The sequence below is a fragment of the Mesorhizobium sp. ES1-3 genome (assembly GCF_020164795.1).
In the GTDB taxonomy this organism is placed as follows: Bacteria; Pseudomonadota; Alphaproteobacteria; order Rhizobiales; family Rhizobiaceae; genus Mesorhizobium.
On record NZ_JAIUGW010000004.1, the window covers coordinates 184,541 to 207,369 of the forward strand.

22 protein-coding genes are annotated in these 22,829 nt (G+C 64.8%); 13 read left to right on the forward strand and 9 right to left on the reverse strand.

What is annotated here, in order from left to right:
• The 7 genes from tsaE (at position 1) to LB536_RS08150 (ending at position 10,045) form a co-directional block, all read left to right on the forward strand.
• Positions 1 to 1,512 (forward strand): tRNA (adenosine(37)-N6)-threonylcarbamoyltransferase complex ATPase subunit type 1 TsaE, encoded by a 1,512-nt coding sequence (tsaE, locus tag LB536_RS08120; protein ID WP_224590875.1) that lies wholly within the window; start codon positions 1 to 3, stop codon positions 1,510 to 1,512.
• A complete protein-coding gene (locus LB536_RS08125; protein WP_224590877.1) occupies positions 1,509 to 2,237 on the forward strand; it encodes a nucleotidyltransferase family protein in 729 nt (242 codons plus the stop codon). Before tsaE ends, LB536_RS08125 begins: the two co-directional genes overlap by 4 nt.
• Positions 2,234 to 5,368, forward strand: coding sequence for a double-strand break repair protein AddB (addB, locus tag LB536_RS08130; RefSeq protein WP_224590879.1), 3,135 nt, complete (start codon positions 2,234 to 2,236; stop codon positions 5,366 to 5,368). Before LB536_RS08125 ends, addB begins: the two co-directional genes overlap by 4 nt.
• The gene (addA, locus tag LB536_RS08135; protein WP_224590881.1) at positions 5,365 to 8,871 is read left to right on the forward strand and encodes a double-strand break repair helicase AddA; all 3,507 of its coding nucleotides are present in this window, start codon (positions 5,365 to 5,367) and stop codon (positions 8,869 to 8,871) included. Before addB ends, addA begins: the two co-directional genes overlap by 4 nt.
• Before the next feature lie 74 nt (positions 8,872 to 8,945).
• Positions 8,946 to 9,269 carry a thioredoxin gene (gene trxA, locus LB536_RS08140; RefSeq protein ID WP_015314366.1) on the forward strand — a complete coding sequence of 108 codons (324 nt, stop codon included), beginning with the start codon at positions 8,946 to 8,948 and terminating at the stop codon, positions 9,267 to 9,269.
• A 133-nt stretch (positions 9,270 to 9,402) separates the two neighbouring features.
• Entirely contained in the window at positions 9,403 to 9,684 is a 282-nt protein-coding gene (locus LB536_RS08145) for a cupin domain-containing protein (RefSeq protein WP_140506860.1), read from the forward strand.
• 124 nt (positions 9,685 to 9,808) lie between these two features.
• A complete protein-coding gene (locus tag LB536_RS08150) occupies positions 9,809 to 10,045 on the forward strand; it encodes a plasmid stabilization protein (RefSeq protein WP_224590883.1) in 237 nt (78 codons plus the stop codon).
• 55 nt (positions 10,046 to 10,100) lie between these two features.
• On the opposite strand, the gene LB536_RS08155 is transcribed toward LB536_RS08150, so the two are convergent.
• The 5 genes from LB536_RS08155 to LB536_RS08175 all read right to left on the reverse strand — a co-directional run bounded on the left by LB536_RS08155 (position 10,101) and on the right by LB536_RS08175 (position 15,394).
• Positions 10,101 to 11,426: a bifunctional folylpolyglutamate synthase/dihydrofolate synthase gene (locus tag LB536_RS08155; RefSeq protein ID WP_224590885.1), complete on the reverse strand. Its 1,326-nt coding sequence runs from the start codon at positions 11,424 to 11,426 to the stop codon at positions 10,101 to 10,103.
• A gap of 153 nt (positions 11,427 to 11,579) precedes the next feature.
• A complete protein-coding gene (accD, locus tag LB536_RS08160) occupies positions 11,580 to 12,506 on the reverse strand; it encodes an acetyl-CoA carboxylase, carboxyltransferase subunit beta (RefSeq protein ID WP_224590887.1) in 927 nt (308 codons plus the stop codon).
• A gap of 44 nt (positions 12,507 to 12,550) precedes the next feature.
• Positions 12,551 to 13,390, reverse strand: a complete 840-nt coding sequence (gene trpA / locus LB536_RS08165) for a tryptophan synthase subunit alpha (RefSeq protein WP_224590889.1) — start codon at positions 13,388 to 13,390, stop codon at positions 12,551 to 12,553.
• Positions 13,391 to 13,392: 2 nt separating this feature from the next.
• Entirely contained in the window at positions 13,393 to 14,643 is a 1,251-nt protein-coding gene (gene trpB / locus LB536_RS08170; protein ID WP_224590892.1) for a tryptophan synthase subunit beta, read from the reverse strand.
• 91 nt (positions 14,644 to 14,734) lie between these two features.
• Positions 14,735 to 15,394: a phosphoribosylanthranilate isomerase gene (locus LB536_RS08175; protein ID WP_224590894.1), complete on the reverse strand. Its 660-nt coding sequence runs from the start codon at positions 15,392 to 15,394 to the stop codon at positions 14,735 to 14,737.
• Between the two features lie 112 nt (positions 15,395 to 15,506).
• On the opposite strand from LB536_RS08175, the gene LB536_RS08180 reads away from it, so the two are divergent.
• A complete protein-coding gene (locus tag LB536_RS08180) occupies positions 15,507 to 15,725 on the forward strand; it encodes a hypothetical protein (RefSeq protein WP_140506871.1) in 219 nt (72 codons plus the stop codon).
• A 4-nt stretch (positions 15,726 to 15,729) separates the two neighbouring features.
• Here the strand turns inward: LB536_RS08180 and LB536_RS08185 are convergent, their stop codons facing one another.
• The 4 genes from LB536_RS08185 to LB536_RS08200 all read right to left on the reverse strand — a co-directional run bounded on the left by LB536_RS08185 (position 15,730) and on the right by LB536_RS08200 (position 19,099).
• Positions 15,730 to 16,488, reverse strand: coding sequence for a M48 family metallopeptidase (locus LB536_RS08185; RefSeq protein WP_140811019.1), 759 nt, complete (start codon positions 16,486 to 16,488; stop codon positions 15,730 to 15,732).
• A gap of 98 nt (positions 16,489 to 16,586) precedes the next feature.
• Positions 16,587 to 17,069: a DUF2852 domain-containing protein gene (locus tag LB536_RS08190; protein ID WP_140757254.1), complete on the reverse strand. Its 483-nt coding sequence runs from the start codon at positions 17,067 to 17,069 to the stop codon at positions 16,587 to 16,589.
• 75 nt (positions 17,070 to 17,144) lie between these two features.
• On the reverse strand, positions 17,145 to 18,335 hold the full coding sequence (locus tag LB536_RS08195; RefSeq protein WP_224590917.1) for a benzoate/H(+) symporter BenE family transporter: 1,191 nt from the start codon (positions 18,333 to 18,335) through the stop codon (positions 17,145 to 17,147).
• On the reverse strand, positions 18,332 to 19,099 hold the full coding sequence (locus LB536_RS08200) for an alpha/beta hydrolase (RefSeq protein WP_224590919.1): 768 nt from the start codon (positions 19,097 to 19,099) through the stop codon (positions 18,332 to 18,334). The genes LB536_RS08195 and LB536_RS08200 overlap by 4 nt, the downstream gene beginning before the upstream one ends.
• A 220-nt stretch (positions 19,100 to 19,319) precedes the next feature.
• Here LB536_RS08200 and infC point away from each other — a divergent pair, with 220 nt between their 5' ends.
• The 5 genes from infC (at position 19,320) to pheS (ending at position 22,826) form a co-directional block, all read left to right on the forward strand.
• Positions 19,320 to 19,856, forward strand: a complete 537-nt coding sequence (infC, locus tag LB536_RS08205) for a translation initiation factor IF-3 (protein WP_010912915.1) — start codon at positions 19,320 to 19,322, stop codon at positions 19,854 to 19,856.
• 176 nt (positions 19,857 to 20,032) lie between these two features.
• Entirely contained in the window at positions 20,033 to 20,659 is a 627-nt protein-coding gene (locus LB536_RS08210; protein WP_224590921.1) for a methyltransferase family protein, read from the forward strand.
• A gap of 183 nt (positions 20,660 to 20,842) precedes the next feature.
• Positions 20,843 to 21,046: a 50S ribosomal protein L35 gene (gene rpmI / locus LB536_RS08215; protein ID WP_006201248.1), complete on the forward strand. Its 204-nt coding sequence runs from the start codon at positions 20,843 to 20,845 to the stop codon at positions 21,044 to 21,046.
• A 19-nt stretch (positions 21,047 to 21,065) separates the two neighbouring features.
• On the forward strand, positions 21,066 to 21,467 hold the full coding sequence (rplT, locus tag LB536_RS08220) for a 50S ribosomal protein L20 (RefSeq protein WP_006201247.1): 402 nt from the start codon (positions 21,066 to 21,068) through the stop codon (positions 21,465 to 21,467).
• Between the two features lie 261 nt (positions 21,468 to 21,728).
• Positions 21,729 to 22,826 (forward strand): phenylalanine--tRNA ligase subunit alpha, encoded by a 1,098-nt coding sequence (gene pheS / locus LB536_RS08225; protein WP_224590923.1) that lies wholly within the window; start codon positions 21,729 to 21,731, stop codon positions 22,824 to 22,826.
• Positions 22,827 to 22,829 lie beyond the last annotated feature (3 nt).

A 22,829-nucleotide genomic window follows, 5' to 3' on the forward strand; every position in this document is an offset into this window, starting at 1 on the left:
ATGACGGAACCGGTGCTGGAGCGTTTGCTCGCCGACGAGACCCAGACAGCGCGGCTGGGCGAGGACCTGGCGCTGGCGCTGCGCGTGGGCGACGTGCTGGCGCTCGAGGGCGATCTCGGCGCAGGCAAGTCGACGCTGGCAAGAGCACTCCTCCGGACGCTGGCCGACGATGCCGATCTCGAAGTGCCGAGCCCGACCTTCACGCTGGTGCAGAGCTACGACACGCGCATCCCGGTCCATCATTTCGATCTCTACCGCTTGTCCTCGGCGGCCGAACTGGACGAACTCGGCTTCGAGGAGGCGCTGGCGCAAGGTGCCGCCCTGGTCGAATGGCCGGAACGGGCTGACGGCTATCTGCCCAAGACGACGGTGCTGATCGAACTCGTCCAGCATGGCGAGGGCAGGCTGGCCCGACTGTCGGGGCATGGCGCGACCTTCGACCGTGTCGCGCGCTCGCTGGCCATGCGCGACTTCCTCGAGAGCGCCGGATGGGGGCAAGCGCAGCGCCGGCATTTCATCGGTGACGCCTCGGCCCGTTCGTACGAGATCGTCTCGCTTGCCGGCGAGGCGCCCCGCGTGCTGATGAACTCGCCGCGGCTCGTGCTCGGCCCTCCCGTGCGCAACGGCAAACCCTATGCCGTGATCGCCCACACCGCGCAGTCGGTGTCCGCCTTCGTCGCCATCGACCGTGCGCTGCTGGCCGCCGGGGTCGCGGTGCCCAGGATCGACGCACAGGATCTCGACCGGGGTTTCCTGCTGCTCGAGCACCTGGGCTCGGAAGGCTTCCTCGACGGCAATGGTGAGCCGGTTGCCGAACGTTACGAGGCGGCAGCCGAACTGCTTGCCATGATGCACGGCAAGACCTGGCCGCACCGGATGGAAGCGGCTCAAGGCGTCGTCCATGAGGTGCCGCCCTTCGACCGTGACGCCATGCTGATCGAGGCGGACCTGCTGATCGACTGGTACGTTCCGGCGATATCGGGCGGCCCGGCGACCGACGTGCTGCGGTCCGGCTACCACAGGACATGGAACGCGCTTCTCGACCGGCTCAAGGGCAGCGAATACACGCTGATGCTGCGCGACTTCCACTCGCCCAACATCATCTGGCGTGGCGAGCGGTCCGGCCTCGGCCGGCTCGGCATCGTCGACGTCCAGGACGCGCTGATCGGGCCCGCCGCCTATGACGTCGCCTCGCTGGCCATGGACGCGCGCGTCACCATGGTACCCGAGATCGAGAAGCGGACGCTCGATGCCTATGTCGCCGCGCGTCATGCAGCGGGCGACTTCGATGAAGCAGGCTTCCTCGAAGCCTATGCAATCATGGCCGCACAACGCAATTCCAAGATTCTGGGCATTTTCGTGCGCCTCGAAAAACGTGACGGCAAGCCCTATTATCTCAGGCACCTGCCGCGCATCCGCGACTATCTCAGGCGGGCGCTGTCGCACCCTGCGCTCGCCGACCTGCGGGACTTCTACAGCGCGCACGGGCTGCTGGAGGAACGAGCGCTGTGACGACGAGACCGGACACCGCCATCGTTCTTGCCGCCGGCCTCGGCAAGCGCATGCGGCCGATCACCGACACCATCCCCAAGCCGCTGGTCCGCATCGCCGGCAAGACGCTGCTCGACTGGGGCCTCGACAGCCTGGCCGCGGCCGGCGTCGACAAGGCGGTGGTCAATGTCCATTACCTTCCCGAACAGATCGTCGCCCATGTCGCCGCGCGCCGCGCGCCGCGCATCGTCATTTCCGATGAGAGCGAACGGCTGCTCGATTCGGCCGGCGGCATCGTCAAGGCGCTGCCGGAGCTCGGCCCGGAGCCGTTCTACGTCCTCAACGCCGATACATTCTGGATCGACCACGGCCCGCTCAATCTCGGGCGGCTCGCCCTTGCATGGGACGCCGTGAAAATGGATATTCTGCTGATGCTGGCGGATCTCCATCAGGCGACGGGACACTGTGGCAGCACCGATTTCCTGGTGGCGCCGGATGGCGCCCTGCGGCGTTCGAAGGGTGATCCCGCGGGCCTGATCTATGCCGGCGCCGCGATCATCCATCCGCGCCTGTTCAAGGATGCATCCGCCGAACCGCATTCGCTCAACGCCTATTTCGACAAGGCGATTGCCGCCGGCCGCCTGTTCGGCATGCAGATGCATGGCCACTGGATCACCGTCGGCACGCCCGAGGCCATTCCGCTCGCCGAAGACGCGGTGGCCGGCGCACTCATCGGATTGCAATGAGCGGCTCGAGCCGCGTTTTCTCCATCCCCTCCGGAGCGCCGTTTCTGCCGACGCTGGCCGAGGCGCTGCTTGACGGCCGCCTTGTCCCCGGGTTTCGTTTCGATGGCGACCCGCTCGCGCTGGCCGATGTCACCATCTATGTGCCGACGCGCCGCGCCGCACGGGCCTTGCGCGGCGTCTTCGTCGACAGCCTGAAGGCGCGTGGCGGCGGCGGTTCGGCGATCCTGCCGGTGATCCGCCCGCTCGGCGAATTCGACGAGGACGAGGCCGCATTCGATGCCGAGCCAACCGCGGCAATCGATCTGGCGCCACCGATCGCCGCCACCGAACGGCTGTTGCTGCTGACGCCGCTGGTGCGAGCGTGGAAACGCCGGTTGCCCGCCCATGTCGCGGCCCTCTTCGCCGAGGAGATCGTCGTCCCGGCCTCCACCGCCGACGCGATCTGGCTGGCGCGCGATCTGGCCGGGCTGATGGACGAGATCGAGACGGAAGGCACCGATTGGGCCAAACTCGCCGGCCTGGTGAGCGGGAACCTTGCCGGATGGTGGCAAGTGACGCTCGAATTCCTCGGCATCGTCACCGATGCCTGGCCGAAATTCCTAGAAGAGAGCGACCGCTCCAACCCGGCCGCGCATCGCAGCGCCCTGATCCGCGCCGAAGCGGCGCGGCTGCGGCGCAATCCGCCTGCCGGGCCGGTCATAGCGGCGGGGTCCACCGGCTCCATCCCCGCCACGGCGGAGCTGCTTGCGACCATTGCCGGCCTCTCCGGCGGCGCCATCGTGCTGCCCGGGCTCGACCAGATGCTGGACGAAGCCTCCTTCCAGGCGCTCGTCGCACCCGGCGCGCGTCCAGCCGTGCTTGGCCATCCGCAATACGGCCTCGCGAAGCTGATCGGCAAGATCGGCGTGCTGCGCGGCGATGTCGAGGAGATCGGCGCGGCCGAGCCGAAGCTTGCGCTCCGCGCCGCCCTTGTCGGCGAGGCGCTGCGGCCGGCCGAGACCACCGAATTGTGGGCCGAGACGCGAAACGGGTTTTCGGCGTCCGATATTGCCGGCGCCTTCGCCGACGTGACGCTGCTCGAAGCGGCAAGCGAGCGCGACGAGGCCGTCGCGATCGCCGTCGCGCTCAAGCAGGCAGTGGAAGAACCAGGCCAGAGAGCGGCTCTCGTCACCGGCGACCGCGCGCTGGCACGCCGCGTCAGCGTCGAACTCAAGCGCTTCGGCGTCGTTGCAGACGATTCCGGCGGCACGCCGCTTTCCAACACCCCGGCCGCCAGCCTGTTCAGGCTGGCGCTTGAAGCGGTGTTCCGGCCGGGCGATCCGGTCGGCCTGTTGTCGCTGCTCAAGCATCCCCTGCTTGGCCTTGGCCTGGAACGCGCCGATGTGCGCCACGCGGCGGAACTGGTCGAGCTGGTGGCGCTGCGCGGCGGCACCGGCCGCCCCGATATCACTTCGCTGCCGGATCTTTTCGAGGCTCGCCTCACCGGCTTCGGCAATGACAGCCGGCCGCCCTTCTGGCTTGCCCGGCTGACCGTGCGCTCCATCGAAAGCGCGCGGAATTTGCTTGAACGTCTCAAGCAAGCGCTGGCGCCGCTTTCGGCCTTTCGCGGCCAGGCGGAAGCCGGCCTTGCCGCGCTGGTCGAAGCCAGTGTCGTTGCCCTTGAGAATCTCGGCCGGTCCGTCGATGGCGGTCTTGGCGAACTCTACGCCGGCGATGCCGGCGAAAAGCTCGCCGGACTGCTGCGCGGGCTGGTCGCGGCTTCGGCGCCGCTGTCGTTCGCGGCAATCGAATGGCCCGATGTGATGGAGGCGCTGATCGCGCCCGAGACCGTCAAGCCGGTGCAAGGCACCGACAGAAACATCGCCATCTGGGGCGCGCTGGAAGCGCGACTTCAGGATGTCGACACGCTGGTCATAGGCGGGCTCAACGAAGGGGTCTGGCCGCGCAAGCCGGAGAGCGACCGCTTCATGTCGCGGCTGATGAAGACCGGTATCGATCTCGAACCGCCGGAGCGGCGCATCGGTCTAGCAGCGCATGATTTCCAGATGGCCATGGGCGCGAGACACGTGGTGCTGGCGCGCTCGGCACGTGCCGGCGACGCACCCGCCGTGCCTTCGCGATGGCTGCAGCGGCTGCTCACCTTCATCGGCAACGACCATGCGGCAGCGCTGCGCCGGCGCGGCGATGAATTGCTTGCCTGGGCGCGCGCGCTCGATACCGGGCCGAAGCGGGATTTCGCGCCACGGCCGCAGCCGAAGCCGCCATTGCCGGTGCGCCCGGGCCATTTCTCGGTCACCGAGATCGAGACGCTGCGCCGCGATCCCTACGCCATCTATGTCCGAAGGGTCCTCGGGCTGATGCCGCTCGATCCGCTCATCCGCGATCCCGGTGCCGCCGAGCGCGGCACGCTGTTTCATGCCATCCTGCATCTCTTCTCGTCCGAGGTGGCCGACCCGCGCGCGCCGGATGCGCTGGCCGGGCTCATCGCCGCCGGCCGCGCCTGTTTTGCCGAGGCGGCGCTTCCGGCCGATGTCGAGGCGGTGTGGTGGCCGCGTTTCGAAAAGCTCGCCGCCAACATCATCGAATGGGAGCGCACGCGCGCCGACGCGGTGATGCGGCGCCACGCCGAGGAACGGGCGGGCAAGACCGTCGTCGGCCAGTCCGGCGTGACGCTGTCCGGCTATGCCGACCGTGTCGATCTGCTGGCCGGCGGCATGGCCGACATTCTGGACTACAAGACCGGTTCCTCGCCTTCCAAGGCGCAGGCGCATACGCTGCTGGCGCCGCAGCTGGCGCTGGAAGGCGCGCTGCTGAGGCGCGGCGCGTTCAAGGATCTGGGTGCGCGCGAGCCGTCGCAACTGGCGTTCGTGCGGCTGAAGCCGAATGGCGAGGTGTTCGAGGAGTCCATACTCGAACACAATCGCCAGCCACGCACCGCGGCCGATCTCGCCGAAGAGGCCTGGGCGCGGCTGGAAAAACTGCTGATCCATTATACCGATCCGGCGACCCGCTATCTGTCGCGCGCGCTGCCGTTTCGCGAAGGCGAAACCGATGGCGACTACGACCATCTCGCCCGCGTGCTCGAATGGTCCGCCGGCGGAGACGCCGGGGATGAGGGAGGAGAGGCATGAAGAAAGCCTATCCGATCCCGACCGACACGGCTTCGAGCCAGGCCAGCGCCGCCGATCCCGGCAATTCCGCCTGGGTGTCGGCCAATGCGGGATCGGGCAAGACCCATGTTCTTGCCCAGCGTGTCATCCGGCTACTGCTCAATGGCACCGATCCATCAAAGATATTGTGCCTGACCTATACGCGCGCCGCGGCCGCCAACATGTCGAACCGGGTTTTTTCGACGCTGTCGGAATGGACGACGCTCAGCGACGCCGACCTGGCGTCCAAAGTCGAGGCGTTGGAGGGCCGCCGGCCCGATCGCGAGACCATGCGCCGAGCCCGCCGCCTTTTCGCCGAGGCACTGGAGACGCCTGGCGGGCTGAAGATCCAGACCATCCACGCCTTCTGCGAATCCGTGCTGCATCAGTTCCCGCTGGAAGCCAACATCCCCGCCCATTTCGAAATGCTCGACAGCCAGATGGAAGCCTCGCTTTTTGCCGCCGCGCGCCGCGAGATGATTTCTGCCGCCGGCGACAGGAATTTGGCCGAGGCCTTCGCCACTGTGCTGGAACGCGGCGGCGAGGCCGGGCTCGACGCCTTGCTTGGCGAGATCGTACGCAAGCGCGACGGGTTGCGCTACTTCCTCGATGCCGTCGGGCGTGACGGCTTCCAGCCCCTGTTCGATGAATTCCATTTCCGCCCCGGCCAGACCGCCGAAGACATAGCGGCATCTGCATGGCCGCTGCCCGGCTTCCTGCCGGACTATTTTGCCGGCTTTGCCCAGGCAGCCGAAGCCACCGACGCCAGATCGGTGTTGAACAACATCCTGCCCTATGCGCGTCAGGCTTTCGCCGAGAGCGATCCCGTTCGACGGCTTCAATTGCTGGCAAGAGCCTTCCTCAAGACCAACGGCGATCCCTACGATCCGGCAAAGGCCTTCAAGAAGGCGCTGATCGACCGGCTGCCGGACTTGGCCGAGCGCTATCTGTCGGCGGCCAGCGCCATCATGGAAACCGTCGACCGGGTGGCGCTGTTCCGGATGCTGGAGGGCACACGCGCGGCGCTCACCATCGCCGACTGGCTGATCGCCCGCTACGAGGTGCTGAAGCGCAGCCGCGGCTTTCTCGACTTCAACGACCTGATCACCCGCACCGTGAACCTTTTGGCGCGGCCCGATGCCGGCCCTTGGGTACAGTACAAGCTCGACCAGGGCATCGACCACATCCTGCTCGACGAGGCGCAGGACACCAGCCCGGATCAATGGGAGGTGGTGAAGCGGCTGGCGGAAGAATTCTTTGCCGGCTTTGGCGCTCGCGACCGGGTCCACCGAACGGTCTTTGCCGTCGGTGACGAGAAGCAGTCGATCTATTCCTTCCAGGGCGCGGCACCCGACTCCTTCGCCGACAGCCGGTTGTTGTTCGCCGGGCGGGTGCGCGACGCCGAGGCGTCCTTCGCCGACCTCAAGCTGACCTGGTCGTTCCGCTCCACGGACGATGTGCTGGCCGCGGTCGACCTTGTCTTTGCCGATCCCATCGTGCGGCGCGGCATCAGCCACGACCCCGATCCGCTGAACCACAAGGCGATCCGCAGCGATGCTCCGGGCTATGTCGAGGTCTGGCCATCGATCGGCGCCGACGCCGTCGACGAGCCCGACGACTGGGCGCAAGCCATCGACCATGCCCATGCGCCGGCGGTGCGTGTCGCCGAGAATGTCGCGGCCACCATTGCCGGCTGGATCGGCAAGGGCGAAATCATCGAGGGCCGTGGCAAGCGGCTGCGGCCGGGAGACGTGCTGGTGCTGGTGCGCAAGCGCGACAGCTTCGTCCACGCGTTGACCCGCGCGCTCAAGCGCCGCGACATTCCGGTTGCCGGCGCCGACCGGCTGAGCCTGCCGGGACACATCGCGGTCAAGGACCTGATCGCGCTCGGCCATCTGCTGATCCAGCCGCAGGACGACTTGTCGCTCGCCGCCCTGCTGCGCAGCCCGATCTTCGACCTGCCGGAGGAGAGGCTGTTCACGCTTGCCGCGCAAAGGCCGCCAGGCCTGTCGCTGGCGGCGTCGCTGCGCCAGCATGCCGGCGAAAGCGAAGCGCTAGCGGCGATCGTCGCGCAACTCGACGCCTGGGCTGACGAGGCCGCCTTCAAGCCGGTGTTCGAATTCTATGCCGCCCTGCTGGCGCGCGATGGCGTGCGCCGCAAGATGATCGCGCGGCTCGGGCCGGAAGCCGGCGATATTCTCGACGAGTTCCTGAGCTTCTGCCTTGCCGAGGAGCGGACCGGCCTGCCCGGGCTGGAAGCCTTCCTGTCGACGCTGGAAAACGCCGGCCCCGAGATCAAGCGCGAGATGGACCAGACCCGCGACGAGGTCCGGGTCATGACCGTGCACGCAGCCAAGGGCCTGGAGGCGCCGGTGGTCTTTCTGGTCGACGGCGGTTCCGCTCCGTTCAGCGACCAGCATTTGCCGCGCCTGATGCCTTTCGACGGTTCGGGCCGGCATTGGGACGGCAAGGGCTATCTCTGGCGTTCGGCCAGCGACGTCGCCAACGGCTTCTCGAAAACGGCGGCCGCTCGCGCCCGCGAACTCGCCGACGACGAATACCGCCGGCTGCTCTATGTCGGCATGACGCGCGCCGAGGACCGGCTTATCGTCTGCGGCTATCATGGCAAGCGAGCGCCGAGCACCGGCACCTGGCATTCGATCGTCAGCCGCGCGCTGAGCGGCGCGCCCCAAAGCGAACAGCGTCCGCATCCAGCCGGCGGCGAGCCTGTCTACCGTTTTCACGTCACCAAACTGCCGCCGGTTGCGCCTGGCCCGGGCGAGCAGGCGCGGCAGGCCGATGCGTTCGGGCCGTTGCCGGCAACCCTGTTCCGGCCCTTGCCGCCTTTCGAAGACCTGCCGCGCCCATTGTCGCCGTCGGGCGCCTCGGCGCTGATCGAGGAAGGCAAGGAAGCGGTTGTCGACAAGGCGTCGCCGGTGCTGGACGCCGATGCCGAGCCGGGTTTTGCCGTCCTGCGCGGGCTCGCCTTGCACAAGCTGCTGCAGATGTTACCCGGCATTGCCGAGAGCGACCGCCAAAGTGCGGCAGGGCGTTATCTATCGCGAACGGGCGCGGCGTGGCCGCCAGTCGAGCGCGAAAAGGCCCTGGCATCGGTCATGGCCATCCTTGCCGACCCTAGCCTCGGTCAACTGTTCGGGCCATCGTCACGTGCCGAGGTCGCGATCATGGGCAGCCTCGAGGTCAAGGGCAAAATCCGCTCCATCTCCGGCAAGATCGACCGACTGGCGGTGACAGCGGATAGGGTTTCGATCGTCGACTACAAGACCAACCGGCCAGCTCCCGCCTCCCTGGCCGAGGTCCCCGCCGCCTACCTGCTTCAGCTCGCGCTCTATCGCGCCCTGCTGCAGCCGCTCTATCCCGGGCGGGAGGTCAAGGCGGCCCTGCTGTTCACCGAAGCGCCAAGGCTGATCGAACTGCCGGCCCGGGCCATGGACGACGCCCTTGCCCGACTCACGGGAGCGTGACACAAGAACTGCTTGAAGAAGGGCGCGACAACCACCACATTTGGTGCGACGAAAAATTTCGAAAGGATTTCCGCATGACCACCGTCAAGGTCGACAAGAACAATTTCCAGGCCGATGTGCTCAATGCCCAGGTACCGGTCGTGGTTGATTTCTGGGCGGAGTGGTGCGGCCCCTGCAAGATGATCGCACCGGCGCTTGAGGACATCGCCACCGAACTCGGCGCCAAGGTCAAGATCGCCAAGCTGAACATCGACGAGAATCCCGAGCTTGCCGCCCAGTTTGGCGTTCGCTCGATCCCGACGCTGATGATCTTCAAGGGCGGCGAAGTGGCCGACATCAAGGTTGGCGCCGCGCCCAAGACCGCGCTGTCGCACTGGGTCAATGGCAATCTCGCCTGATCCCATCTGAATTCGAAGCCTTTGAGCCCGGCCAATCGCGCCGGGCTTTTTGTTGGCGTCATCGGTGCGCCGCTCTGGCCCTCACATCGGGGCACTCCATGTCTTCTCTTGGCAGCAGAAGCAGGAGAGAGAAATGACCGGATCCGCCAAGGCCACAGTCTTCATCGACAATGAGCGCGTCATCGTCACCGAATACCGCTTCCAGCCGGGCGACAATACCGGCTGGCATCGCCACGGCCACGACTATGTCGTCGTGCCGCTGATGGACGGCAAGCTGAAGCTGGTGACCAAGGACGGCGAAACCTTCGCCGAGATGAAGAAAGGTTCCCCTTATTTCCGCAAGGAGGGCGTCGAACACGACGTCATCAGCGCCAATGAGGGTGAGTACGCTTTTATCGAGATCGAGCTGAAGTAAAGGCCGTTGGCCACTGATTGCCGCGCTGGAAGTCCATTGACCCGGTCGAGCGTGTGACGACCCCATCAGTTCCATCTTGATGGCAGAGACTGTCGGCGTATGTTTCTTCCAAAAGGAAGTTAAAATGGCCTCAGTCCGCAGTGCAAAAGCACGCGACCTGGCTCATAGGCTAGCTCGTCGCGAAAATCGTTCGATAGCCGACGTGGTCGAACGCGCGCTTGAATTCTACGAGATTCGGGAAGCTGTCCGCGAACCTGCCTCCACCTTCTATGCCAGCCTGACCGCAAGCAGTGGCGTCGGCATCGATCTGGGGAAAGTTATTCGCGAAGGTCGCGAGGCTCATCCAGGAGTTGAGCTTTGATTTTCGTCGATACCTGAAGCGGATCGACGACCACGGCGTCGAAACCGTAGCCCTCTCAGGTCGGCGGCGTGCCGTTCTCCGCCAGGACCGCGCCTGCGAGATAAAGCGACCCGCCGATCAGGATGCGCGGCGTCGGGCCGTCCCAGGTGTCGCGCAGCAGCATCAGGGCGCTGGCGACGGAGCTGACCGGCTCGGCCGTCAGCCCGGCTTCCGTGGCGCGGATGGCCAGTTCGTCGCTCGGCACGCCAGCGTCGCTCTGGCTCACTGGCACCGTGTAGACATGCTTGACCAAGCCCTTGAAGGCGCGGAAATAGCCACTCTGGTCCTTGGTGTTGATCATGCCCGAGATGAGGAAGAGCGGGCGCGGGTTCTTTTCTTCCTGCTCGGCCAGCGCTTCGGCGACGACCACGCCGGCGCCTGGATTGTGGCCGCCGTCGAGCCAGATGTCGGCGCCCTTCGGCCCCAGTTCCGCCAACCGGCCCTGCGCCAGCTTCTGCATGCGGCCGGGCCAGGCGACGTTGGTCATCGCCTTCTCGGCGGCGCGGTGGCTGATCTCGAAGCCGGCGGCCTTGACCGCGGCGATCGCGGCGGCCGCATTGGCGAACTGGTGGCGACCGGGCAGGCGCGGCGACGGCAGGTCCATCAGACCATCATCGTCCTGGTAGACCATGCGTCCGTTTTCCTCGAAAGCGAGAAAATCCTGGCCATAGACGAGGGTCGGGCATTCCAGCCGCTCGGCGGTGTCGATCAGCGCCTGCAGCGCCGTCTCGCTTTCCTGCGCGCCGATCACCACCGGGCAGCCGCGTTTCATGATGCCGGCCTTTTCGGCGGCGATCAGCTCGACACGGTCGCCGAGATAGGCCTCGTGGTCCATCGACACCGGCATGATCACCGACACGGCCGGCCGCGCGATGACATTGGTGGCGTCGAAGCGGCCGCCAAGACCGACCTCGATGATGGCGGCATCGGCCGGATGTTCCGAAAACAGGATGAAGGTGACGGCGGTGAGTATCTCGAAGACGGTGATCTTCTGGCCTGCATTGGCCTTGGCGACGCGGGTGATGGCCTCGGCGAAAATGTCGTCGTCGACCAGCCTGCCGCCGCCCTCGGCGGCCAGCCTGTAGCGCTCGTGCCAGCTGACCAGATGCGGCGAGGTGTGGACATGGACGAGCCGGCCGGAAGCTTCCAGCAGCGCCCGCGAGAAGGCGGCGCAGGAACCCTTGCCGTTGGTGCCGGCGATGTGGATGACCGGCGGCAGCAGGTCCTGCGGATTGCCGAGCCGCTCCAACAGCCGCGTGATGCGGTCGAGCGAAAGGTCGAAGCCTTTCGGGTGAAGCGCCATCAGGGCTTCGATTTCGCGGTCGGCGGCAAGCGTCGTCATGGCACAATCCCGGCGCATGGCCCGAGAGCCAGAATCGCTCCCGCAATGACCACGGCTATCAAAAAGGCTACAGCGCGCCACGGATGCTGCGCAATCGCTGTTCGCGGCGGCCAATGTCGCGTCAGGCCAGTCTCGCGTCGGGCCGTTGCAGCGTCAAGCCTGGGGCCGGGCTTCGGCAGCAACCACGGCCGGCGGCAGGATTTCCGGTTCCAGCGGCTTTTGCTCCTCCGGCATCTTGAGCAGCATTTTCAGGAGCCGCGCGATCGTCTGGCGCATTTCCAGCCTGGACACCACCATATCGACCATGCCGTGCTCCATCAGATATTCGGAGCGCTGGAAGCCGTCGGGCAGTTTCTCGCGGATGGTCTGCTCGATGACGCGCGGTCCGGCAAAACCGATCAGCGCGCCGGGCTCGGCGATGTGCACGTCGCCCAGCATGGCGTAGGAGGCGGTGACGCCGCCGGTGGTCGGGTTGGTCAGAACGACAATGTAGGGGAGGCCGGCTTCCTTCAGCCGGTCGACACCGACCGTGGTGCGCGGCAATTGCATGAGCGACAAAATACCTTCCTGCATGCGGGCGCCGCCGGAAGCGGCGAACAGGATCAGCGGCCGCTTGCGCTGCAAGGCGACCTCGAAGCCATGCACGATCGCATCACCCGCCGCCATGCCGAGCGAGCCGCCCATGAAAGCGAAATCCTGCACCGTCGCCACCACCGGCAGGCCCTCGACGGTCCCCAGTGCATTGATGATGGCGTCTTCCAGGCCGGTCTTGGCCTTGGCGTCCTTCAGCCGGTCGACATAGCGTTTCTCGTCGCGGAACTTCAGCGGATCCTGCATGACTTTGGGATTGTCCAGGGTCTCGTACTTGCCATCGTCGAAGAAGAATTTCAGCCGCTCCTTGGCTGAGATCTTCATGTGGTGACCGGAGGACGGAATGACGAACTGGTTGGATTCCAGGTCCTTGTGGAACACCATCTCGCCGGTCTCGGGATCCTTGATCCAGAGATTCTCGGGCATGTCGGTGCGCCGGCCGAGCATCGAGTTGATCTTCGGGCGAACGTAGTTGGTGATCCAGTTCATCGCTTCGGCTCCTGTCCTGACGAAGAGTGGGAGAGATAAGAAAACTATTCGGCGGCAGCAAGGCGGGCCGAGCGCACGCCTTGCGCAAGGCCGCTGACCAGCGTGGCGACGGCCTCGGCCGGATCGGCGGTCTTTTCGCCCTTCGGCCCCAGCACATTGGCGACCGCATTGACGATCGCCGTGCCGACGACCACGCCGTCGGCGTTGGCGCCGATGACGCGCGCCTGTTCGGCGGTCTTGACACCGAAGCCGACGCAGACCGGCAGATTGGTGTGACCCTTGATGCGCTGGACCGCCGTGGCGATCTTGCCGGTGTCGGCAAGCGCCGAGCCGGTGATGCCGGTCATCGACACGTAGTAGACGAAGCCGGACGTGTTCTGCAGCACCTTGGGCAGGCGCTTGTCGTCGGTGGTCGGTGTCGCCAGGCGGATGAAGTTGATGCCGGCCTTGAGAGCCGGGATGCAGAGTTCCTCGTCCATCTCCGGCGGCAGGTCGACGACGATCAGCCCATCAATGCCGCTGGCGATCGCGTCCTTCAGGAAACGGTCGACGCCGTAGATGTAGATCGGATTGTAGTAGCCCATCAGCACGATCGGCGTTTCATCGTCGCCGGCGCGGAAGTCCGAGGCCATCTTCAGCGTCTTGACCAGCGTCTGCCCGCCTTTCAGCGCCCTGAGGCCGGCGGCCTGAATCGCCGGACCATCGGCCATCGGGTCGGAAAACGGCATGCCGAGCTCGATGATGTCTGAGCCGGCCCTTGGCAGTGCCTTCATGATCGACAGCGAGGTTTCATAGTCGGGGTCGCCACCCATGAAATAGGTGACGAGCGCCGGGCGGCCTTCGTTCTTCAGCTTCGCCATGCGGCGGTCGATGCGGGTTGTCATGATCAGATCCCCATACCCAGCATCGAGGCCACCGTGTGCACATCCTTGTCGCCACGGCCGGACAGGTTGACGATGACGATCTGGTCCTTGTCCATGGCGGGCACGATCTTGACCGCATGAGCGATGGCGTGCGCCGATTCCAGCGCCGGGATGATGCCTTCGACGCGCGTCGTCAGTTTGAAGGCTTCGAGCGCCTCGTCATCGAGGATAGGCACATATTCGACACGGCCCGAATCGCGCAGCCAGGAATGCTCCGGGCCGACGCCGGGATAATCGAGGCCGGCCGAAATCGAATGGCCGTCCATGATCTGGCCGTCAGCGTTCTGCAGGAGATAGGTGCGGTTGCCGTGCAGCACGCCGGGGGAACCGGCGTTCATCGAGGCGCAATGCTCGATGCCGTCGAGGCCGCGTCCGCCCGCTTCGATGCCGATGATGCGAACCTCTTTGTCATCGAGGAAGGGGTGAAACATGCCGATGGCATTGGAACCGCCGCCGACGGCGGCGATGATGGTGTCGGGCAGCCGTCCCTCCTGTTCGAGGATCTGCGCGCGGGCCTCGGTACCGATCACCGACTGGAAGTCGCGCACCAGTTCCGGATAGGGGTGCGGGCCGGCGGCGGTGCCGATCAGGTAATAGGTGTCCTCGACATTGGTCACCCAGTCACGAAGGGCTTCGTTCATGGCGTCCTTCAACGTACCGTGGCCAGCGGTGACCGGCCGCACTTCGGCGCCCAGCAGCTTCATGCGGAAGACGTTGGGGCTTTGCCGGGCAACGTCGGTCGCGCCCATATAGACGACGCAGGGAAAGCCGAAGCGGGCGGCGACGGTCGCCGACGCCACGCCATGCTGGCCGGCGCCGGTCTCGGCGATGATGCGCTTCTTGCCCATGCGCTTGGCCAGCAGGATCTGGCCGAGGCAATTGTTGATCTTGTGCGAGCCGGTGTGATTCAAATCCTCGCGCTTGAAATAGACTTTCGCGCCGCCCCCGAGGCCTTTCGCCGAGGAAACGTCACGAAGATGTCTGGTCAGGCCTTCGGCGAAATAGAGCTTCGAGGGCCGGCCGGCATAGTGGGTCGACAGATCGGTCAGCTCAGCCCTGAAATCCGGATCGTTCTTGACCTCGTTCCAGTTTTTCTCCAGGTCGAGGATCAGCGGCATCAACGTTTCGGCAACGAAACGACCACCGAAAATGCCGAACATGCCCTGTTCGTCAGGCCCGGTGCGGAAGGAATTGGGTGTCGCCGGCTTGTTCATCGCCGATCTCCTAGATCTGTACTTTGAGCATGTCCCTGTCGGAAAACCGGTTCCCACTTTTCCGGGACATGCTCAGGGTTCGAAATTTTGTTCAGGCGGCGCGGTCGTCCCGCGCGGCCCTGACGGCCCGGAAAAACTGTTCGATCAGCGCCGGATCCTTGACGCCCGGCGCGCTTTCCACGCCCGACGAAATGTCTATTGCGGGCGGATTGGCAAGCCGAAGGGCATCGCCGATGTTGGCGGCGTTGAGCCCACCGGAAAGCATGTAATCGATCCCGGCGTCAAGGCCGGCGAGAATGCGCCAGTCGAAGGTGACGCCATTGCCGCCCGGCAGCTCGGAGCCCCTCGGCGGCTTGGCGTCGAACAGGAAGCGATCGGCAACGCCGACGAATGGCCTGATCCGGTCGAGATCGGCGGCCTCGCTGAGCGGCAACGCCTTCATCACCGGCAGCCCATGGCGGGCTTTCAGTTCGGCCACTCGCTCGGGGGTTTCGGAGCCGTGCAGTTGCAGCATGTCGGGCTGCATCTTTTCCACGATTTCATCGAGGAAGGCGTCCTTCGCATCCACGGTGACGGCAACCGCCAGGGCCTTGCCACGCGCCGCTTCGCGCAGGCGGCCGGCTTCGACGGGCTCGACATAGCGCGGGCTTTTCGGAAAGAAAATGAAACCGACATGGCTGGCGCCGCCGGCAAGGGCCGCCGCCATTGCCGGATCGGTCTTCAAGCCGCAGATCTTGATGTCGAGCGCCATGGCGCGGGAATTGGCACGAAAAGCGCCAAGAGTCGAGAAAAAGCATGCTGTTTGCCGGCAAGGCGAAAGACGCTACCTATTGAGGGATAGCATGCCAGGCGGGAGAAAGATCATGGCCGACCAGACCGTTGCCGAACTGAAGCAGAAGATCGCGCAAGCGCGCGAGGTCATCGCGCATCTGATGGACAAGGCCGCCTTCAACGGCGCCGAAGCGCATCGGGCGCTGGATTATTTCGGCGGCGACGCCTTCGACCGGAACTTTCTGCCCTGGCCTCATCATGGCGAAGAGGGATTGCGGCCAGAGGAGCTCAACGCGGCGAATGACGACTAGCGGCCTACTCGAACACGATAGCCTGCAGCGCGCCGCCGTTGCGCTTCAGCCAGTCCTTGCAGCGGTCGGTGTCGGGGCAGAGTTTTTCGCACAATTTCCAGAATTTCGGACCGTGGTTCATCTCCTTGAGATGCGCCACTTCGTGCGCGACGAGGTAGTTGATGACCGGCTGCGGCGCCATCATGATGCGCCAGGAAAAGGAGAGATTGCCTTCGGAGGTGCAGGAGCCCCAGCGGCTGGAGGTGTCCTTGTAGCGGATCGCCTTGGCGCGCTTGCCGAGCGCCTCCGTGTGTCTGACGACCAGCTTCTCGATCTCCTTCTTGGCCTCGCGCTTCAAGAAATCGGCGATGCGGCGCGGCAGATGGATGCGCTCGCCATGCACGATCAGCAGCGGGCCGCGCTCGTCGCGCGATATGGTGACGGTGCCGCGCTTTGACGGTTCGTGCACGATGCGGTGGGCCACGCCGCGTACCGGAATCTTGATGCCGGGTCGGACCTGCGGCCGTGTCGGCACCTTGGCCAGCCGCTGCTCCAGCCAGTCTTGGTGGCGGTCGAGGAACCTGTCCACCTCGCCGCGGCGCAGGCCCGGCGGCACGGTGATGCGCAGGCCTTGACCGCCGGAATCGATGCGCAGCGTCAGGCGCTTTGCCCTGGCGCTCTCGACGATCTTGAGCGGCAGGGTGCGGCCGGCGACACAGTATTCCCGCTCCACGGCAGGCGTGGGTTTGGGCTTCGTCAGATTGCGGAAGAACCCGATGGTCATGGCAGGACGATACGCGATTCGAGGAAAACGAATAGAACAAAAAAGAAACGGCGCCGCTCACGCGACGCCGTCATCCTACCTTGGCTTGTCGCTAGGCCTCAGTCGTCGAGCAGGTTCGAGCCTTTGCCACGCTTGGTGGGGGTCGTTCCGGTGCTCGGATCGGTCTTGGTCGGAGCGGTCGACTTGTTGCGGTTGGCCATGAACCGGTCGAATTCGTCCTGGTCCTTGGCGCGGCGCAATTCGCGAGCATACTCGTCGAACTGGGTCAGCATCTCGTCGAGCTTGCGGCGCTCTTCGTTCAGGCGTTCAAGCTCCTTTTCGCGCCAGTCGTCGAAAGCGACGTTGCCGGTGCGGGCCGAGCCGTGGCCCCAGCGCGCGGCCTTGTCGGAACCACGGCGGCAGCCGGCGAAGATGCCGTCGGTCGCGCGGTTGACGTCACGCTTGAAGCCCTCGAGCCGGTCGCCCCATATGATGTAGGCGAGCATGGCGAAGCCGAGCGGCCAGAACACCATGAAGCCGATCACCATCAACGCGATGGTCGCCGGCGTCCAAGCCGGGCGGATCAATGCAGATGTGTTCATTTTCTCCCATTCCTTCGGTTGGAGACAGCCAGAACCGGCTGCGTGGAATCGAAATGGGAAGGCGAAAACGGCGATTCAAGACAATGTCGGCCAAAACCGGACAAGCTTCTGAAATGATTGTCGCTTTTTGAGCATATCAAGGGAAAGAACGGCCAAGCCGGCGATCAGGCCCCAAAAAGCCGCACCGACGCCGAACAGCGTCAGCCCGGAGGCGGTGACGACGAAGGTGACGGTGGCGGCCATGCGGTCGCCCTCATCCTTGAGCGCGATCGCCAGCGCGTTGGCAAGCGAGGCCATCAGTGCGAGACCCGCTACCAGCACGATCAGGCTCTGCGGCAGGACGGCGAAGATCGCCACCAGCGAAGCGCCGAAAATCGCGAAGATCAGATAGGCAAGCGCATAGAACGGGCCGGTCTTCCAGCGTTCGGCCGGATCGGGATGGACGTCAGGCCCGGTGCAGATGGCCGCCGAGATCGCCGCCAGATTGGTGGTTCCGGCCCCAAACGGCGCCGACAAGAGCGAAAACAGGCCGGTGACGCCGATCGGCGGGCCGGGCTCCGGGTGGTACCCCGCGGCGCGCAGCACGGCGAGGCCGGAAAGGTTCTGCGAGGCCATGGTGACGAGATAGAGCGGCAGTGCGAGACCGATGATCGCCTTGGCTGTGAAATGCGGAGCAATAAACGTCAGTGTCGACAGTTCGGGCGCGGGCAAGCCGCCGACACGGCCGGTCAGGAAGGCGGCAAGGCCGCCGCCGACCAGCACCGCCAGTACCGACAGCGCCGGATTGAACAGCCGGATGACAAAGAATGCCGCGATCAGCGGCAGGATGAGCCAAGGGTCCGCCGGGATGGCCTTCATGGCGTTGATGGCGAAGGTGACGACGATGCCGGCCAGCATGCCGGAAGCGACCGAAGCCGGTATTCTCGATATCAACCGGGTCAGCGGCCCGAACAGGCCGGTCGCGACCAGCAGGATACCGGTGACGATATAGGCGCCGACGGCCTCGCCCATCGAAAAGCCGCTCGAGGCGGCGACCAGCGCCAGGCCGGGCGTCGACCAAGCGGTGATGACAGGCATTTTCGTGCGCCATGACAGCCACAGGCACTCGGCCGTCATAGCCAGACAGATCGCCGTCACACCGCTCGCCGTCTCGACCTGCGTCGCGCCGACCGCCTTGGCGGCGGCGATGACGATGGCCAGCGTGCCGCCAAAGCCGACGATGGCCGCGACGAAGGCGGAGACCGGGATGGAAAGACGCACCGTCATTTGCCCCGTCCGGCCATGTCGCCGACGGCCCGCACCAGCATGTCGAGGTCTTGCGGCCGCGACAGGCGATGGTCGCCGTCAGGAATCAGCGACAGCGTGACATCGTCGGCCGGCAGCAGGCTGACCAGCCTCAAGGCGTGGCTCGACGGCACGTCCGCATCGGCCAGCCCCTGCAAGATGTGAACCGGGCAATGCGTGTCGATCGGCCCGGTCATCACCCGGTTTTCCCGCCCATCCTCGATCAGGGCGCGGGTATAAATGTAAGGCTCCGCGGAATAGTCCGACGGCTCCGCGAAGTAGCCCTTTTTGGCGAGCTCGCGCTTCTGCGCCTTGGTCAGCGCCGGCTCGACCAATTCACTGGTGAAATCGGGCGCCGGCGCCAGCAGCACCATGCCGACGACGCTTGCGTCGCCCGCCTTGCGCAATTCCTGCACCATGCGCAGCGCGATCCAGGCACCCATCGACGAGCCCACCAGAACCTGATCGCCCTTGGCGAATCGCTGGAAAACCGCAAGGCTTTGCGCGAGCCAGGTCGAAATCGTACCTTCGGCGAAGGCGCCGCCGGATTCGCCATGGCCAGAGTAGTCGTGCCGCAGGAAGGCACGGCCTTCCCGTGCCGCCCAGTCCGACAGCGTCTCGGCCTTCGTGCCCAGCATGTCCGACTTGTAGCCGCCGAGCCAGACGACGCCGGGCGTCGAGCCGCCCGCATGGCGCACGGCGATATCGGATCCATCAACATCGAGAAAGGTCGGAGCGGCGGTCATGGCTGTGAGGTGGTCCTGATTTTTTTCACGCCTCGCTTTTGGCACGGCCAAAGGCAAGGCGGAAAGTGCTCGCGATGTTTCTTTGCTTGGCACAGGCTCGTGATCAGGTGATTTCTTGAGAACGCTGTGCTATTGACTTGCGCCGCGCGCTTCCCACATTGGCGCGTCCACACACAGATTTGTACGAACCCCGAACGAAACGGCCAAGGAGACCACGACCATTCGCAGACCTTTCAAAGCAGCGGCGCCGACCAAGGATGGGCCGCGCTCCAACCGTGATATCCGGGTTCCCCGGGTCCAGCTTATCGACGCCGAAGGCCAGAACCGTGGCGATGTTTCCATCAACGACGCATTGCTGCTCGCCGAAGAGGCCGGGCTCGATCTGGTCGAAATATCGCCCAACGCGGTGCCGCCCGTCGTAAAAATCCTCGATCTCGGCAAATTGAAATACGCCAACCAGAAGAAGGCGGCCGAGGCGCGCAAGAACCAGAAGGTCATCGAGATCAAGGAGATCAAGATGCGCCCGAACATCGACAGCCATGACTATGAGACCAAGATGAAGGCGGTCCGCCGCTTCTTCGAGGAAGGCGACAAGGTCAAGCTGACGCTGCGTTTCCGCGGCCGCGAGATGGCGCATATGGAACTCGGCATGCAGCTTCTGAACAAGGTGCGCGAGGAGGTGGCGACCATCGCAAAGGTGGAGGCCGAGCCGAAGCTCGAAGGCCGCCAGATGATGATGGTGCTGGCACCGCGCTAAGCCTGCGTTGGCCTGAAGTGCCTGAGATGACGGCACGGTCACGAAAAGGTTAGGCGGGCAGCCGCACTCTAAATCCGCCTGAATTGTGATACAGGGCGTCCCGACGACCGGCGGGACGCCTATTCCTGGCTAAAGCTGCGATCGCCGGCTAAGCTCCTCGACGATCGGATCCCAACTTGGACACAGAATACAAACACGGGCTGGGCAACTACCAGCAGATGCGCCGGCTGGTGCTTGCCGTGCTCGTGGTGGTGCTGTTTCTGGCGCTGCTGTTCGGCCAGTCGACCTTCCCACCGGACACGCCGGTGCATGAATCGATCGAGATGTTCGGCGTGCTGTTGATTTTCCTCGGCATCGTCGGGCGCCTCTGGGCGACGCTCTACATAGGCGGACGCAAATCCTCCGAGGTGGTGACCGGCGGGCCCTATTCGATCACCCGCAACCCGCTCTATGTGTTCTCTACCGTGGCCGCCGCCGGTGTCGGCGCGCAGATCGGCTCGTTCTCGGGCATCGTCCTTTTCGCGGTCCTGTGCGCGGGCGCCTTCCACATCGTCATCCTGCGCGAGGAGAAATTCCTCAAGGAAGCGCTCGGCGCGCCGTATGCCGACTATCTGGCGCGCGTGCCGCGCTTCTTCCCCAAGCTTTCGCTCTACCAGGAAGGCGACACCGGCAGCTTCAAGCCGCGCCTGCTTTTGACCACGCTGCTCGACGGGCTGGTGTTCCTGATCGCTCTGCCGGCTTTCGAGCTGATCGACGGCGCTCAGCTATCGGGTATACTGCCGGTGTGGTTCAGGCTGCCCTGACCGGGGACGGTGCGTCGCACGGCTTCGGGTGTTGCGCCCGCGCCATCTTTGATCTATAGCACCGCCGTTCCAAGAAAACCGCCCGGCAGGGCATGCCGTGGCGGTTTCATTTGCTTTTCGGGCTTTGGTCGGCCCGGAGCGAACAAGAAGCGCGATCGTGCGCCAACAATACGGAGTAGCAAAATGCCCAAGATGAAGACCAAATCGGCCGCCAAGAAGCGGTTCAAGATCACAGGTACGGGTAAAGTCCTGTCGGCTGCGGCCGGCAAGCGTCACGGCATGATCAAGCGTTCCAACAAGTTCATTCGAAATGCCCGCGGCACGATGGTTCTGGCTGAACCGGATGGCAAGAAGGTCATCAAGAATTTTCTTCCGAACGGCCTTTAAGTTTTAAGGAGATCATGACATGGCACGCGTAAAAAGAGGCGTCACCTCGCACGCCAAGCACAAGAAGGTCCTGAAAGCCGCCAAAGGCTTCTACGGCCGCCGCAAGAACACCATCCGCATCGCCAAGCAGGCGGTGGAAAAGTCGCTGCAGTACGCCTACCGCGACCGCAAGAACCGCAAGCGCTCGTTCCGCGCGCTGTGGATCCAGCGCATCAACGCCGCGACCCACGAGCACGGCCTGACCTATGGCCGCTTCATCGACGGTTTGAACAAGGCCGGCATCGAGATCGATCGCAAGATCCTGTCCGACATGGCCATCCACGAGCCGCAGGCTTTCGCCGCCCTGGTCGCCAAGGCCAAGGTCGCGCTCGAATATCTGAAGAACACCACGCCGAATGCTTTTGAGAGCGCTGTCGCCTAGAGCATGATGCCAAAAAGTTTCTGACTTTTTGGACAACATCATGCTCCAGGGAAATTAGCGAGGAGCGCGATCTTTTCCGAAAAGTCTGCAACTTTTCGGGATCGGGCTCCGAGCCCAGCGCTTCCCAAGCACTTTCGACACTTGATTTGGGGAACCCGCGCTGGCACGGCTGGCGCGGGTTCTTTTTTGACCCTGATGTAACCAAAATGGTGACGAACGAACCGAAATGGTGTCGGTCGCCCGATCAAGAAAGCTTCCCCCGTGAACGCCACTGCTGGAAATCTTGAAGCCCTGGAAGCCTCTCTGCTTGCCGACATCGCCTCGGCCGCCGACGAGGCGTCGATCGAGGCCGTGCGCGTCTCCGCGCTTGGCAAGAAGGGCTCGGTCTCCGAAATGCTGAAGACGCTTGGCGCGATGAGCGCCGAGGAACGGCAGGTGAAGGGCCCTGCCATCAACGGCCTCAAGAACCGCGTCACCGATGCGCTGACCGCGCGCAAGGCGGAACTGAAGGACGTGGCGATCGCCGCACGGCTTGCCGCCGAGAAGGTCGACGTGACGCTGCCGGTGCGGCAGTCGCCGGCCGAGCGCGGCCGCATCCATCCGATCAGCCAGGTCATCGACGAGATCGCCGCGATCTTCGGCGATCTCGGTTTCGCCATTGCCGAAGGTCCTGACATCGAGACCGACTATTACAATTTCACGGCGCTGAATTTTCCCGACGGCCACCCGGCGCGCGAGATGCACGACACCTTCTTCTTCCAGCCGGATGAGAAGGGTGAGCGCAAGCTGTTGCGCACGCACACTTCGCCGGTGCAGATCCGCACCATGGAGAAGCAGAAGCCGCCGATCCGCATCGTCATCCCGGGCAAGACCTACCGCCAGGATTCCGACGCCACCCACTCGCCCATGTTCCATCAGGTCGAGGGTCTGGTGATCGACAAGTCGGCCAACGTCGCCAACATGAAATGGGTGCTGGAAGAATTCTGCAAGGCCTTCTTCGAGGTCCCGCAGGTCAAGATGCGCTTCCGGCCGTCCTTCTTCCCGTTCACCGAGCCGAGCCTCGAGGTCGACATCCAGTGCGACCGCTCGCGGCCGGGCGAAGTGCGCTTCGGCGAAGGCGCCGACTGGATGGAGATCCTCGGCTGCGGCATGGTGCACCCCAATGTGCTGCGCGCTGGCGGGCTCGACCCCGACGAATATCAGGGCTTTGCCTGGGGCATGGGCATCGACCGCATCGCCATGCTGAAATACGGCATGCCGGACCTGCGCGCCTTCTTCGACGCGGATGTGCGCTGGCTGTCGCATTACGGCTTCAGGCCGCTCGACATGCCGACGCTGTTCGGGGGACTGAGCGCGTGATGG